Raw genomic sequence first — 14,605 nt, 5'->3', positions numbered from 1 at the left:
CGCCTGCGTCGGGTTTCCGGAGGCGCTCTTTTTCATGTCCGAGCCGTTCACCCGGCGTCGGACATCTTCTCCGGCGTCTCGACCGGCGTCGCCGGGGCAGGGGAGGGGGCCATTCGCTCGATCATGCCGCGGGCGATTTCGTTTTCGCCCATGATAACCTCGTCGGCCCCGAGCTGGGTGAGATGGGCGACCTCTTCATCGGAATGCGCCCGGCAGAGAATACGGGCTGCGGGATTGGCGGCGCGGGCGTTTGCCACCACCTGACCGGCTTCAAAGGCGTTGGGAATGGCGACGAGCACGGTGCGCGCCGCCGCCAGATTGGCGAGCCCCAGGACGCTGGGTGAGGCGGCATTGCCGACAATGACCTCGATGCCGGCCTCGCCAAGCGCGCGGATGCGGCTCTCTCCGTCTTCGATGACCAGGAATGGCTGACCGCTCTCCTTCAAGGCTGCGCCGATACGGCTGCCGACCCTGCCGTAACCGACCAGCACGGCATGATCGACGAGAGAGGTCGGCTGGATGTCAGCAGCCTCCACCTCGGCCTCGACAGGCGTTGGCTCGATCTGTTGGTCAGCCACTTTGGCGGCTGCAGAGGCGGCAGGGCTGGCACGCAACACACGCGCCTCGACTGCTGGACGAAGCCGGTCGCATAGGAAGAACACCAGCGGATTGAGAATGATGGAGATAATGGCGCCGGCCAGAATGAGGTCGCGCCCCTCTGTCGGCAACAAATTGAGCCCGACGCCAAGTTCGGCCAGGATAAAGGAGAATTCGCCGATCTGCGCAAGACTGGCCGAAATCGTCAGCGCAGTGCCCGCTCCGCGCCCGAAGGCGACCACGATCGCGAAAGCGGCGAGGGATTTGCAAAGCACGATGATCAGCACGGTCGCAAACAACGGCAGCGGCTGCTCCAGCACGATCGCCGGATTGAACAACATACCCACGGAAACAAAGAACAAAACGGCGAAGGCGTCGCGCAAAGGCAGGCTTTCCTGAGCAGCGCGATGGCTGAGTTCGCTTTCCGACAGGACCATGCCCGCGAAAAAGGCCCCAAGCGCGAGCGATACGCCGAACAGTTTAGCCGCGCCGAAAGCGACGCCGAGCGCGATGGCCAGCACGCCGAGGCGGAAAAGTTCACGCGATCCGGTATGGGCGATGCGGTGCAGAATAGCAGGGATGACCCGACGTCCGACCACCAGCATGAAGGCGACGAAGGCTGCAACTTTGACAAGCGTGATCATGATCACCGCGCCGATGCCGAGGTCAAAGTTCAACGCTTCGCTGAGCATAATTGCGAGGGAGTCATGCGATTGCTCCGCAGCGCCCGCGCCGCCGACAACGCCGGCCGCCGCCGGGATCAGCACCAACGCCAACACCATGGCCAGATCCTCGACGATGAGCCAGCCGACCGCGATGCGTCCGCGATCGCTGTCCACCAGCCGGCGCTCCTGAAGTGCCTTGAGGAGTACAACAGTCGAGGCGACCGAGAGCGCCAGGCCAAAGACCAGGCTGCCGCCGAGCGGCCAGCCCATCAGCGCGCCCAATCCCCAGCCGAGCAGCGTCGCAAAGCCGATCTGCACTATGGCGCCAGGCACGGCGATCATCCGCACCGACAGGAGATCCTTGAGCGAAAAATGCAGGCCGACCCCGAACATCAACAGGATCACACCGATCTCGGCGAGTTCCGCCCCGAGGCTCTGGTCGGCGACAAAGCCAGGTGTATGCGGTCCCACCAGAATGCCCGCGACCAGATAGCCCACGAGGGGCGGCAATTTCAGCCGGTTTGCCAATGCGCCCAGGATAAAGGCGAACACAAACCCCGCCACAAGTGTCGAAATCAGCGGGGTCGCGTGATGCATAAGATGTCCTCCATCTGGAAATAACGCAAAAAGATGTTACATATGGGCAATACTGACCAATATGGTTGAATATTCGGATGAATCAAGAGCAGAAATCAACTCTTTTGACACCAGCGCTTTGCAGAGGCGCGCGTGGAATGCTGGATTGGACGCAAGCCGATCTCGCCGAGCGGGCGCAGGTGTCGCGCAGCACGATCCGAGATTTCGAAGGAGGGCGACATGACCTCCACCGCGCGACAGAGGCGCAATTACGCCAAGCCTTTGAGCAAGAAGGCGTCAGCCTGAGGTCGGATGAGCGCGAAATGCGCATCTTGTTGACGATACGGAGCGCGAGCGAACCCTGATCTCAAGATCGACGACATCGTTCAGATATCCGCGACCACGCTTTCGAAAAGGAATGTCTTCTGGCGGTGATGTCAAAGTGGATCGCATCGACGGACGATCCTGGCCGTGATGGCCAGCGGTCATTTCGGCGCCAGCGTCCATGGTGGAGACGAATATGAACACAGTCTTGCCAGAGTCGCCAGTCAGCCGGTCGCCATTGATGATCGTTTCTGCTGCATCCGCTCGCTATTCCGTCGTCTTGATCGCTTCGTGTTTTCAAACCCCGGATCGCGAAGTCCTGCTCGGGTCCCCGTATCGCGTGCCGGCTCGTCCGAACCCGGCGTTATAGGGCTGTCGTGTCATGGCGCGCGAATGCGGCCTGTTTCTGCTGAAACAGGTGCCACCATGTTCATGGCATGCGGCGAACAACAGCTCGGGCTAAGTCTGACGTCAGGAGATCGAGCACGATCCTCCCACCGAACAACCGTCAATCAAGACGACAGCCCAGGAGCCTCTTATGTCCAAGACTATTGCCGTTCTCGCCGTCCTGTTTGCCGCTGGCCTCATCACCGGTCCGGTCGCCGCGCAAGCGCAGGAAGTCTTCGCCAAGGTTGACGTCAATGGCGACGGCGGCCTCGACCTGACTGAATTCACCGGCTTCATCGACGCAGCAGCAGAGGCAGGCAAACCGAACGCCAAAAAGATCCAAGCCAACCAGTTCTACGCCAAAGCCTTCGCCCGGATCGACAAGAACAAGGACGGCCTCGTCACCAAAAACGAAATCGCCGCGATGCGGTAAACGGAAGGCCAGGCGCAGTGCTTGACGATCACCTCAGTTCCCTCTCTCTTGATGACGCCACAGATTGCCGAGGACTGGCGGGAACGACGGCGCATATGGCAGTCGGCTGCAAAACTGCGGACGCGGCAGCGGGGAACGAGAATGAGCGGATCGAAGCGGGAAAATGACCAGGACAGGATCCGGGTTCTCGTGGTCGAGGATGACGCGGTGGTGCGCTGGCGTGTCTGCGACGCCTTGCGCACTGCCACTGAATTTTTGGTGGAAGAGGCCGGCACACTGGCGGAGGCCAAATCCCACCTGGCCGCAAACCCGGTCAGGGTCCTGCTCAGCGATCTCCGGCTTCCCGACGGCAGCGGCATCGAGATCATCCGTGCAGTCAGGGCAAAGTTCCCGGACGCGGAAATCATGGTGATTTCAATCCTCGGCGATGAGGAAAGCGTCATCGCCGCCATCACTTCGGGCGCCAATGGCTATCTCCTGAAAGACGCTTTCCCGGCGGATGTCGTGGCCACCGTGCGTGATCTGGTCAGGGGGCATTCCCCGATCTCGGCCTCAATCGCCCGCTTCATCGTCCGGCATTCTCAGGGTTCTGGCCGTAAGACGCCGCTGCCGCTCAACACAGCCAGACTGACGCCACGCGAAATCGACATCCTCTGGGGCATCGCCAAGGGCTTCAGCTATTCCGACATCGCCGATCACCTCGGCATTTCGCGCCAGACCGTGCCCGGCCACATCAAAAACATATATCGCAAGCTGGAGGTCAATACGCGTGGGGAGGCGGTGTTCGAAGCCGTGCAGCAGGGCCTGATCAAGCTATGATCCCCGGCGCGGGCGAAGCGAGCGTCAAACAAGGACCGAACCGCCTCCGCAGCGCGGCGCTCTATCTCGGTTTGCAGATGTTGGTCGCGCTCATTGCGATGGTTTGCTTGAGCATGCCCCTGCCATCTCCGCCTCAGAAATTTGTGCTGAACCCGGTGACGCGCATTTCTTCGGGTGGCGGGGCGCAGACCGTCACCTTGCCTGATTTTTCCTCGCCGAAAGGCGACGAGGCGGAAATCCGCTATCGCGCCGTCTTCACTTATGCGCCCGGCGGCGGCGCCTGGGCGGTTTTCCTGCCCCGATTTCTCGTTGACGCGGAGGTGCTGGTCAACGGCAACGAGATCGGCAATAGCGGCGTGGGCCTGGGGGCGGGCAGGGCGCAGCTCAATCTGCCGCTGATCGCAACGATCCCGTCCGTAGCGCTGAAGAGAGGACAAAATCAACTCGATATCCTGGTGCGGGCCGATCCGCCCATCTCCAAACATCTCGAAGCCGTCTATGTCGGGCCGGAAGCAGAGCTTCGGCCCGCCTTCAACCAGAGGACCAAGCTGTTCGTGGTCCTGCCGCAAATCTTTTCGGCCTGGCGCGTCCTGCTCGGCCTGATCCTTGCGATGATCTGGGCTAGCCGGCCGCGCGAATACGACTATGGCTTCCTGACGCTGGCGCTGCTGGTGGGCGCCGGTCGGCTTGCCTTTCTCGACTACAATTCCGCAGCCGTTTTGCCCTATATCGGCATGCTCGCCGTGTTTGAAAGCGCGCTGTTCGTCTCCTTCGCCTATGCCTTTCTCGGCCGCAGGCAGCCCGGTTGGCAGGCTTTGCTCTTTCTACCCGGCCTTCTGATTCCGCTTTTATCTCTGGTCGGTGGAGACACTGCGACAAAATTCACATTCCTGCTCCTCGGCCCGCCCACTGTTCTTGTCCATGCCTCGATCATCGCGGTGCTCCTGGCGCATGCCGCGATCAACAGTGGAGGCCGGGAGACATTCATTTTCGGCTCGGCGATGACGATCATCTTGGTCGCCGTTCTGCATGATGGGGCGACGCTGCTCAGTCTGTTGCCTGGACCGAAATATTACTTCTCGGTCCAAGCCTATTCCGCCATGTTGATCGCTTGCGGCATCCTGCTCGCGGCGCGTTTCGTCCAGGCGCTGCGCAAGATCGACGGCTTCGCCCAGCAACTGATCGTGAAGATCGCCGAGGCCGAGGAGAAACTGAAACAGAGCTTCGCCCGCGAGGAGGCGCGCAAGCGCGCCGAGGCGCTATCCGCCGAACGTGAAAGACTGATGCGCGACCTGCACGATGGTTTGGGCGGACAACTCGTCCGGATCGTGGCGCTCAGCGAACAGGATCACGAGGGGGCAGCGCCGACGGGAGAGGCCGCCCGGGCGGCGCTGCGCGATCTGAGACTCGTGATCGATGCGATGGAGGATGTCGAAGGCGACCTTCTGCTGGCGCTCGCCTCATGGCGAGAACGGACCGCCCAGCATCTGAGGGTGCATGGCATTGCGCTCGATTGGCAGGTGCGGGCAAAACCTTCGGATCTGACTTTCCCCGACCTCCGTCCCTGGCACATGATCCAGATCATGCGCCTTCTCGATGAAGCGGTCACCAATGCGGTGCGCCATTCGGGCGCCGCGACGATTTCGATCATCCTTCGCACCGAAGAGAAAGACGGGGAGCGGGCCAAAATCCACATCACGGTGCGCGACGATGGGCGGGGGTTCGGCGAGGCTCAATCCAACCCGCCGGGCAAATTCGGCCTCGCAAACATGCGAAAGCGCGCCGCGCTCTGTGGCGCGACGCTGACGATCGAGAGCGACGTCTACGGCGTCTCTGTCGACCTCGCACTGCCCGAGAGTTTTCCCCACGAGCCGTCACCGGCCTGATCGAGCACGCGGGTTCTCAAGAAAGGGCAACTGCCGGCGTGGAGGTGGGGGACTCCATCGCAGCCAGAGGCGGAGCGCGTCCTTTCGGCGCCGGCAGCCCGGCAGGGACGGCCCGCCGGTAACGGGACCTGGAACGGCAGATCCCGCATGACAAGTCGCCTCAGCGCACGCCGACGCGATTGACGGGACCGCCGCGATTGACCGGCGACCGAACGCGCCCCGCAGCGCAACCCGCTGGGAACCCCGGCCGCGTGCAACGGACCGCCGCAGCGCCCGGACGCCCCACGCAGCCGACGGGATAACCGGGCCGGGTGCAATAGATCGCCGCTGGAGCCGGCCTGACGACGCATCCCTTCGGGACGCCGACCGCCTTGCAATAGACGACCGCCTCGGCCTGCTGCGGCAGGGAAAAATTCAACAGTCCACCCGCCAGAGTGGACAAGGCGAAGAGGGCGGCAGTTCCCGCCATGGCGCCAATCCGTTTCATGTTCATGCCTCCAATAACGCCGAAGCGCGGCAGCGCCCGGTCTGTTTCCGCAGGCGACATTGCCTGGACCATCACGCTGGGTGAATGCCATGAACATGGGGGGAGTCAGCGCAATGATGAAAGGCTCAGGCCGATTGCCTCAGCATCAGCGCGCCATCCAGAAGGATTCTGTCACGCGACAGTCTGATGTCATCACCATCAGCCTCACCGAGCTTTTTCAAGAGAAGCGCGATCGCAAGAGAGCCGATCTGTCCATAGTCCTGCGCCACCGTCGTCAGCGGCGGACAAGTGTAACGGGACAGCGGATGGTCGTCATGACCGGCGATCCGGAGATCGAAGCCCGGACCATGGCCGATCTTGAGCCCATGCCGCCAGGCTGCGGAGACCACGCCAAAGGCGATACGGTCATTGGCGCAGACCAGCGTGCGGCTGGGAAAGCCCTGCCGACTCAAGATTTCGGTCGCCTGATCAAAGCCGAACTGTTCGAAATCCCAGGTGGTCTGCGCGGGCAAATCGACGAGAACAGGCGTCCTTCCCTGCGCCGTCATCGCCTCGATATAGGCGTCGCGGCGATCATCAGCGTTCACATTGACGCGGGGCATGCCGAAAAAGGCGGGCGCTTCGCCGCTCCGGCAGAGATAATCGACGATCAGTCCGAAGCTCTTGCGATTGTCGGTTCCGACAAAAGCTGCATCGGGGTCCGGCGGCGCATCGACATGCACCACGGGAATGGCGCGCCGCAGCTTTTCCAGCGCCTTGCCGCTGCCGCCATGCCCCGTGGGCGCGACGATGGCGCCGGCGACATTGAGCGACGAGAGCGTCGCAATCGCCTCTTCCTGCTTTTCGATGCGGCCATCCGACGACAGGATGAAGGACAGGAAACCGGCGTCAGCCGCAACCCGCTCGATCTGTCGCGCGAGCGCCATGAAAAATGGATCCAATGCATTGGGTATGATAACGCCGAGGATATTGCTGCGCCGGCGGTTGAGATTGACGGCGAACAGGTTCGGCTTGAAGCCGGATTTGGCCAGCGCCTGTTCGATCTTCGCCCGCGTCGTCTTCCGGACCGAAGCGGGGTCATGGAAAAATTTCGACACGGTCGGCCGGGACAGGCCGACAAAGCGGGAAAACTCCTCCATGGTCTTGATGGACTCGGCCAAAATGTCTTCCTGATTTTCATCCCGTTGCGCAGAAACTAATGCGCTCACTTGGCGCATGTCCAGTTTTTTTCAACGCCTCCACTCCCTCAAGGCCCTGCGTCTTGCAGTCCAGGCGCCCTGGACCACACATCAATATATTTACGCGCGTAAATTTTGATTGACCTCACGAGACGCCAGGCTTTAGATGCCCGGACATTTCGCTCATCCGGCATGGGAGGCAGGCTTTGAGCACAGTATCTGGCATTGCGGACGAGGCTCTCGGGCCAACGATCACCATCGGCGAAATCCTGGTGGAGATCATGGCGACGACAATAGGGGAGGGGTTCCGGGCGCCACAGACATTGATCGGGCCGTTTCCAAGCGGCGCGCCGGCGATCTTCATCGACCAGGTCGCCAAACTCGGTGGCGCCTGCGGCATCATCGCCGCTGTTGGCGACGATGATTTCGGCTGGCTGAACATCCAGCGACTGGAGGCAGACGGCGCGGATGTCTCGGCCATCGCTGTGCTACCCGACCAGACCACCGGCTCAGCCTTTGTGCGCTACCGTGAGGATGGCTCGCGCGACTTCGTGTTCAACATCGCCCGCTCCGCCGCCGGCCATGTCGCCATGACGGAAGCGGCCAAATCTCTGATCTCCCGCGCCGGGCATCTGCATGTCATGGGGTCTGCCTTCGCCATTCCCGGCATTGGCCCGATCGTTCTCGAAGCCCTTCGGGTCGTGAAGGGCAGGGGCGGTTCCGTCTCCCTCGATCCGAATGTCCGAAAGGAACTGCTGAGCGGCGGGCAAGGGTCCGAGGCGCTGGACGCGGTGCTGGCCGAAGCCGATCTTCTGCTGCCGTCTGGCGAGGAATTGTTCATGGCCGCTGGCGTCGCTGACGAGAACAAAGCGATCGAAACGCTTCTGGCGCGGGGCGCGACCGAGATCGTGGTCAAGCGCGGCGAGGAGGGCGCGAGCGTCTTCTCTGTTCAAGAACGTATCGATCGCGCGGCCTTTGTCGTCGAAGAACTGGACCCGACCGGCGCCGGCGATTGCTTCGGCGCGACCTACCTCACCTGCCGCCGCAAGGGCCTGACGGCGGAGCAATCGCTGCGCTACGCCAATGCAGCCGGAGCTCTAACAGTTACGCGGCGCGGGCCGATGGAAGGAACCTGCAGCTTCGCCGAACTTGATGCTTTCATCGCCAGCCAGGAAAGTCGGAATAACTCATGAGCGCGCTTCTGCTGCAACTGGCCGAGGCCCGGCGTCATAGCCGCCCCTTCGGCATCGCCTCGATCTGTTCCGCTCACCCCAGCGTGCTGCACGCCGCCATTCGCCGGGCGAAAAAGTGCGATAGAAAGGTTCTGATCGAGGCCACCTGCAATCAGGTCAATCATCTGGGCGGCTATACCGGCATGACGCCCGCCGATTTCCGCGCCTTCGTCGAAAACATCTGCCGCGAGGAAGGACTGGCCTTCGAACAGGTCATTCTCGGCGGCGATCATCTGGGTCCCAATCCCTGGCGCGGCGAGGAGCCTTCGGTCGCCATGGCCAAGGCGGAGGCTATGGTCGAGGCCTATGTCGCGGCCGGCTTCAGCAAGCTGCATCTGGATACGTCAATGGCCTGCGCGGGCGAGCCGGCAGCGCTTGCCGAAAGCGTGATCGCCGAACGAGCTGCGCGCCTCTGCGCGGTGGCGGAAACCGCCGCCGCTCGTTTGGGTTTGCCGAAGCCGCTTTACGTGCTTGGCACCGAAGTGCCGGTCCCCGGCGGCGCCGACCATGTTCTCGACAGCGTCGAGCCGACCCGTCCAGAGGCTGCCGAGGCAACCATCGCCTATCATCGGGAATTGTTTGAGAAAGCCGGATTGACCGACGCTTTTTCGCGCGTCATCGCTTTTGTCGTCCAACCCGGCGTCGAATTCGGCAGCGACAATGTCATCGCCTATGACCGGGAGAAAGCAGCAAACCTCGCCGCCGTGCTGAACAATCACCCCGATCTGGTGTTTGAAGCCCATTCGACCGACTATCAATCCGGGCAGGCGTTGAGGGACCTCGTCCTAGACGGTTTTCCGATCCTGAAAGTCGGCCCCTGGCTGACCTTCGCCTATCGCGAAGCGCTCTACGGGCTGGACATGATCGCGGCAGAACTCGTTGCCAACTATGGCGGCCGGCGCCTGCGCGACCGGATGGAAGCGCTGCTGACCGCCGATCCCAGGGATTGGCGCGGGCATTATCACGGCAACGAGGGAGAGCTCGCGCTTCAGCGCCACTACAGCTACAGCGACCGCATCCGCTATTACTGGAACCGGCCCGAAGCCCAAGCAGCGGTCAAAGATCTTAAGGAAGCGCTGGCGGGCCGGACGATCCCGGAAACCCTGTTCCACCAATATCTTCCGACTTTGCCGCCGTCCCTCGCATCGCAGGCGATGGAAGACATTCTCATCGCTGCGGTGGATCAGGTGGTGAGCCTTTATGATGCCGCGGCAGGCGATCCGGCTTGAAGCGGGTGGAGGCCGCCCTGACGGCGGCCCCAGATCACTTTTTCAGGGTTTCATCCAGCCACATCAACGTCTTCGCCTCGTCAAGCGGCGCCGTGGTGTCGATCGCCAGCGACGGAGCCCGCCCTGTGGGCTCCGCGCGCCGCGCCAAGTCGATCAACTCAGGCACATAGCTTTCGCCGGGATGTCCGGGCAGACGATCAGACAACCGCGCGCGGTATCGTTCGCCGATAACCTCTGGCGGCGCCGAACACCAGAGTTCGGCAAGCCCGTCCACGCCCGACGACGCAAGATAGTCATCGAGCTGTTCTAGCGGCTGGAAGCCGAACCAGGCGTCGATGACGAAGCCAGACCCCGGCGGCGCAGCCGCAACGACATCCCAGATCGCCCGGTAACTCGCTTTGCCGAGCCTGCGATTGAACAGGCGATCGACATCGTCGAGTTCGGCGAGGAACGGGTTCTTGATCATGTCGAGCGACAGCATCTGCCAGCCAAGCCGTTCCGCGATCCTCGAGGCAACCCGACTTTTGCCGGAGGCCGGCACGCCGTTGACGAGCACGACCTTCTTGCCCATGCGGCGCGGTCCGGCAAGCTCGAGCGCGGCAAGCCCCGCGCCGATCATGCCGGCGTCATCGCCGAGCGCTGCGGCCCGGACCGGCGTCTGATACCATCGGCCGATCGCAGGCGCGAAATCCAGCGCGCCGACCGCGCATCCCCCAAGCCCGCCGCCGAGCAGCAACACATCAGGATCGAACGTTGCCGACAGCGTGTTGATCGCCGCTCGCAAAGGCTTGGCCCAACGTTCGAGCAAGGCGCGATGAGGCTCCTCGCCGGATGCCGCTTTTTCCAGAATCTCCTCACAGCGCAGACCGGACGGCAACCCGGCTTCCGCCGTCAGCCTTCCAAGCGCGGTGCCCGAGGAGTAGAGCTCCACGCAACCGGCCTGTCCGCAGACGCAAACCGGACCATCGGCCTGCACCACGACATGGCCGAGTTGGCCAGCGGCCTGCTTGCCGTTGACGATGCGGCCGTCCAGCATCGCCGCGCCGCCGATGCCGGTGCCGATCGTCAGCATCACCACATTGGCGAGCCCTTTGGCCGCGCCGACCCGGGCTTCGGCGATGAGCGCCATCGAGCAATCATTCTCGATGCGAACGGGGCGGCCGAAGTCCCGTTCGATCCGGCCCTTCACATCGACGCTGGAAAGATCGAGAAAGCCGCCTGAGAGCACCGCGCCGCTCCGGGCGTCGACCCGTCCCGGCACTCCAATGCCGATCGCGCGCACATTGGGTCCGTCGAACTCGCGAATGAGTTCGCAGAACATGTCGAGCGCGCGGCCCGGTTCGCGGCAACCCTCGACGATTTTCTTGTCGAGGATCACTCCGTCCGCGCTGATCCGGGCGGCGCGCATGCGCGTGCCGCCGATGTCAAGGCCGATAGCCTCATCCGCCATGCTGGCCTCCGTCACGCCGCCTGGCGGCGCAGGACGCTGGCGTAGCGGTCGATGATCGCCTGGATCTCGCGCAGGCGGGGCACAGCGATCTCCTGCAGGCGGGATTTGGTGACGGAACGATCGAGCGAAATGCAGTCCTTCCACAGGGAACGGCCGGCGATCACGCCGGAAGCGCCATGCTTCATCGCGCTTTCCACCTGCACGAGGAAAGTGGAATGATCGACGCCGGCCGACAGCACGGCCCAGGGCGTATCGCCGCAAAGCTTGGAGACGGCGGCGCAGGCGTCATCCGAACCCGGATAGGGGATCTTCAGCACTTTGGCGCCAAGATCGAGGCTCAATTTGCAGCCATCGAGAATGAGCTGCGAAAAGATCGCCTCATAGGCTTCCTTGCTTTCGTCTTCGAGCCGATAGGTCAGGAATTCGACGACGAGGAACAGCTCTTCACGCGCGAAATCATCGATGCAATCCTTCAGGATTTCGAGATTGCGGGTGTTGGCCTCGGGCTTGTCAGAACGGAGATAGACCATGATCTTGCCACCCGTGCCGCCAAGTTCGCGCACCTTGCGGGCATTGACGCCTTCGCAGACCTTGGAGATGCGGTAGCCCTCGGGCGACACATCCCATCCCGATGCGTCCAGGCCGATCAGCAGCGCGGTGGTGCGCGGCAGGACCCAGTTGTCGACAAGATGCGGCACGGCGCAAACAGGATCGACCAGCACGCAGCCCGCTTCTGAAGCCAGATAGCGGGTGATGTCGGCCTTGGTGTCGCCGAGCACGTCATTGCCGATCTTGGCCTGCGCTTCGGGATCATCCGCCAGCAATTGCCGCATGCCGCCGCGCTGGTCGCAGGCAATTACCATCATCGCGCCATTGTCGCCGCAAATCTGCTGGTAGCCGCGCAGTTCGGCCGTCGTCATCATGCTCATCATCTCTCTCCCATGGCGGGTCCATGCCCGCAATTTCAGCATTTCCGGTCGATCACCCCGGAAAACCACAGGCAACAAACAGCCATCGGCGGAAATTCTCTGATTTCCGACCCTCATCGCTGAAAACAGCGACTTTCCTGGCGTTGCTAAACTGACGGTTTTCGGCGATAACTCCTCCAGCAATCGTGTAACACGTTTCTGAAAGGAATTGCAAGCTGCCTCCCCAACCTGCTCAGGAAACGCCGGCGACCCGCGCCATGCTGCATATGGTGGCCAAGCTGCATTATGTCTCCGACATGTCGCAGATCGACATTGCGCGGAAACTCGGCATGTCCACGGCCACCGTCTCCCGCATGCTGCAGAAGGCCCGGTCCGTGGGCCTTGTCCGCATCGAAGTCATCGATCTGGTGTCGCCGGAGGAAATCACCGCTGAATTGGTCGCGGCCTTGGGACTGAAAGTCGCCGCCGTGATCGACACGCCGCAAAGCGGTGTGCTCGGCGCGCTGGCGGAACCGTTGGGCGGCCTTCTCAGGGCGTCCGGTTTCGGCAACGGTGCGGTGATCGGTCTGGGATGGGGAAGAGCGGTCCGCGAAGTGGTGCTGGCCGGTCTGCCGCCGCTCGGCGATGCGCAAGTCGTACCGTTGAATGGGGGCATGCAACAAGCGGCTCCTCATTTCCAGATCAATGAATTCGTGCGTTCCGCCGCCGAGCAGATCGGCGGACAGCCGCATTTCCTGCACGCGCCCTATCTCTCCTCGCTCGAACTACGCGACGCCTTCCTTGCGGATCCCTCGGTGCGTCAGACCATCGCCCTGTGGGACAGACTCGATTGCGCGATCGTCGGCGTCGGATTGACGCATGCGCCGCAGCCCACCGAAGCGAGCGCCGCAACCGCCAGCGAAAAGGCTCTGATCGGCGCAGCAGGCGATGTGATTCGCCATTATGTGAGCCTCGACGGTCAGTTGCTGCCCTGGGATGGCGAGGAGCGGATGATCGCGGCAAGCCCGGAACAGCTGCGCCGGACCCCGCTTTCCATCGGCGTGGCCGCATCCCCTGAAAAGGCGGCTGGCGTCATCGGCGCTGTCAGATCCGGCATGATCAATGCGCTGGTCACGGACACGACGACGGCGCAGGCGGTCATCGACCTCATCAGCAGCGAGCGCACTCCGGATTAACGCAAAAAAACGCACGAAATATCTTTCAGGAAAATATTTCACTTGACGCCAGCTCTGAACGAGCGTGAATATGGGGCATGCACGATCCCAAGGAGGATTGGGTCGGGCTATCCCAACACGCACATCTCGAGGAGGAGACTATGGAGCGTCGTTCATTTTTCAAGACGGCCGGTGCGCTCGCAATGGCGGGAGCGGTTGCGCTTTCGGCAGGCAGCGCAGGCGCGCAAGACAAGAAATTTACCATCGCCCTCATTCCGGGCCTGACCACGGACGCCTTCTACATCACCATGCGCAAGGGCGCGGAAGCCGCCGCCAAGGCTGTGGGCGCCGAACTCGTTTTCCAGGGCGCGCCGGATTTCAACCCGGTCACCCAGGTTCCGGTGCTCGACGCCGTGATCGGCAAGAAGCCTGACGCGATCCTGATTGCGCCGACCGACAAGACCCAGCTCGTGCAGCCGCTGAAAAAGGCCGCCGAAGCCGGCATTCCGGTGATCACCGTCGACACCTTCATCGGCACCGGCCAGTACCAGACCGGCGCCGGCGACGCCGACTTCCCGATTTCCTATGTCGCCTCCGACAATGTGCTCGGCGGCGCCATCGCAGCCCGCGCTTTGGCGACTGCCATCGGCGACAAGGGCAAGGTCTATGTGTCCAACGTCAAGCCGGGCATCTCGACCACCGACCAGCGCGAAGAAGGCTTCAAGGCCGAAATGGCCAAGCATCCCGGCATTACTGTGCTCGAGACGCAGTATAACGACAACGACGCCAACAAGGCGGCGTCGCAGCTGCAGGCTGTTTACGCCCGCAACCCTGATCTCTCGGGCGTGTTCGGCGCCAACCTGTTCTCGGCTCTCGGCGCCGCCAACGGCGTTCAGCAGGCTGGCCAGATGGGCAAGGTCCGCGTCGTAGCCTTCGACGCGCCCGGCAGCATCGTCGACAATATCAATGGCGGCCTCGTCGACATGGCGATCGCCCAGCATCCCGCTGAAATCGGCTATTTCGGCGTCATGGCCGCCTATGCCCATCTGACCGGCAATTCTGTGCCGACCGCGATTGGCACGGGCTTCACCGTGATCGACAAGAACAACCTGTCCGATCCGAACGTCGCCAAGTTCATCTACTCGGAATAACCCATACTCCCTGAGCCTCGGCGCCCACGCTTCGCGATGGGCGCCGCTTTTCCTCGCTTGACGCGTCGGGGCGAAGCTTTTCGCCCGGTCGCCGGGACTGAACCCGGG

At 62.5% G+C, this 14,605-nt stretch carries 13 protein-coding genes; 8 read left to right on the top strand and 5 right to left on the bottom strand.

Annotated features, from left to right (window positions below):
- Nucleotides 1-47: 47 nt before the first annotated feature.
- Complete coding sequence (ybaL, locus tag M2360_RS06550) at nucleotides 48-1,859, bottom strand: YbaL family putative K(+) efflux transporter (RefSeq protein ID WP_280773795.1); 1,812 nt, start codon at nucleotides 1,857-1,859, stop codon at nucleotides 48-50.
- A gap of 77 nt (nucleotides 1,860-1,936) precedes the next feature.
- Here ybaL and M2360_RS06545 point away from each other — a divergent pair, with 77 nt between their 5' ends.
- From M2360_RS06545 to M2360_RS06530, 4 genes are all read left to right on the top strand, one after another.
- Nucleotides 1,937-2,203, top strand: a complete 267-nt coding sequence (locus tag M2360_RS06545) for a helix-turn-helix domain-containing protein (RefSeq protein WP_280773793.1) — start codon at nucleotides 1,937-1,939, stop codon at nucleotides 2,201-2,203.
- 497 nt (nucleotides 2,204-2,700) lie between these two features.
- Nucleotides 2,701-2,982: an EF-hand domain-containing protein gene (locus M2360_RS06540; RefSeq protein WP_280773792.1), complete on the top strand. Its 282-nt coding sequence runs from the start codon at nucleotides 2,701-2,703 to the stop codon at nucleotides 2,980-2,982.
- A gap of 141 nt (nucleotides 2,983-3,123) precedes the next feature.
- The gene (locus M2360_RS06535) at nucleotides 3,124-3,801 is read left to right on the top strand and encodes a response regulator transcription factor (protein WP_280773790.1); all 678 of its coding nucleotides are present in this window, start codon (nucleotides 3,124-3,126) and stop codon (nucleotides 3,799-3,801) included.
- A gap of 113 nt (nucleotides 3,802-3,914) precedes the next feature.
- Entirely contained in the window at nucleotides 3,915-5,687 is a 1,773-nt protein-coding gene (locus M2360_RS06530; RefSeq protein WP_280773788.1) for an ATP-binding protein, read from the top strand.
- Nucleotides 5,688-5,847: 160 nt separating this feature from the next.
- Here M2360_RS06530 and M2360_RS06525 read toward each other — a convergent pair whose 3' ends face one another.
- Together M2360_RS06525 and M2360_RS06520 are read right to left on the bottom strand one after the other, a co-directional pair.
- Nucleotides 5,848-6,174 carry a hypothetical protein gene (locus M2360_RS06525; RefSeq protein WP_280773787.1) on the bottom strand — a complete coding sequence of 109 codons (327 nt, stop codon included), beginning with the start codon at nucleotides 6,172-6,174 and terminating at the stop codon, nucleotides 5,848-5,850.
- A 125-nt stretch (nucleotides 6,175-6,299) separates the two neighbouring features.
- Nucleotides 6,300-7,313 (bottom strand): LacI family DNA-binding transcriptional regulator, encoded by a 1,014-nt coding sequence (locus M2360_RS06520; protein WP_280774077.1) that lies wholly within the window; start codon nucleotides 7,311-7,313, stop codon nucleotides 6,300-6,302.
- Nucleotides 7,314-7,558: 245 nt separating this feature from the next.
- On the opposite strand from M2360_RS06520, the gene M2360_RS06515 reads away from it, so the two are divergent.
- The gene (locus M2360_RS06515) at nucleotides 7,559-8,545 is read left to right on the top strand and encodes a sugar kinase (RefSeq protein WP_280773785.1); all 987 of its coding nucleotides are present in this window, start codon (nucleotides 7,559-7,561) and stop codon (nucleotides 8,543-8,545) included.
- Entirely contained in the window at nucleotides 8,542-9,813 is a 1,272-nt protein-coding gene (locus tag M2360_RS06510) for a D-tagatose-bisphosphate aldolase, class II, non-catalytic subunit (RefSeq protein WP_280773783.1), read from the top strand. The genes M2360_RS06515 and M2360_RS06510 overlap by 4 nt, the downstream gene beginning before the upstream one ends.
- Nucleotides 9,814-9,847: 34 nt before the next feature.
- Here the strand turns inward: M2360_RS06510 and M2360_RS06505 are convergent, their stop codons facing one another.
- Together M2360_RS06505 and M2360_RS06500 are read right to left on the bottom strand one after the other, a co-directional pair.
- Nucleotides 9,848-11,263, bottom strand: a complete 1,416-nt coding sequence (locus M2360_RS06505; protein ID WP_280773782.1) for an ROK family protein — start codon at nucleotides 11,261-11,263, stop codon at nucleotides 9,848-9,850.
- 11 nt (nucleotides 11,264-11,274) lie between these two features.
- Entirely contained in the window at nucleotides 11,275-12,192 is a 918-nt protein-coding gene (locus M2360_RS06500) for a tagatose-bisphosphate aldolase (RefSeq protein WP_280773781.1), read from the bottom strand.
- A gap of 257 nt (nucleotides 12,193-12,449) precedes the next feature.
- Between M2360_RS06500 and M2360_RS06495 the strand changes: the two genes are divergently transcribed.
- Nucleotides 12,450-13,367 (top strand): sugar-binding domain-containing protein, encoded by a 918-nt coding sequence (locus M2360_RS06495; protein WP_280773779.1) that lies wholly within the window; start codon nucleotides 12,450-12,452, stop codon nucleotides 13,365-13,367.
- 140 nt (nucleotides 13,368-13,507) lie between these two features.
- A complete protein-coding gene (locus M2360_RS06490) occupies nucleotides 13,508-14,497 on the top strand; it encodes an ABC transporter substrate-binding protein (RefSeq protein ID WP_280773777.1) in 990 nt (329 codons plus the stop codon).
- The last annotated feature ends 108 nt before the right edge of the window (nucleotides 14,498-14,605 follow it).

The organism is Rhizobium sp. SG_E_25_P2, from assembly GCF_029892285.1.
Taxonomy (GTDB): Bacteria; Pseudomonadota; Alphaproteobacteria; order Rhizobiales; family Rhizobiaceae; genus Rhizobium_E.
This window is presented reverse-complemented; position numbering and strand designations above follow the sequence as displayed.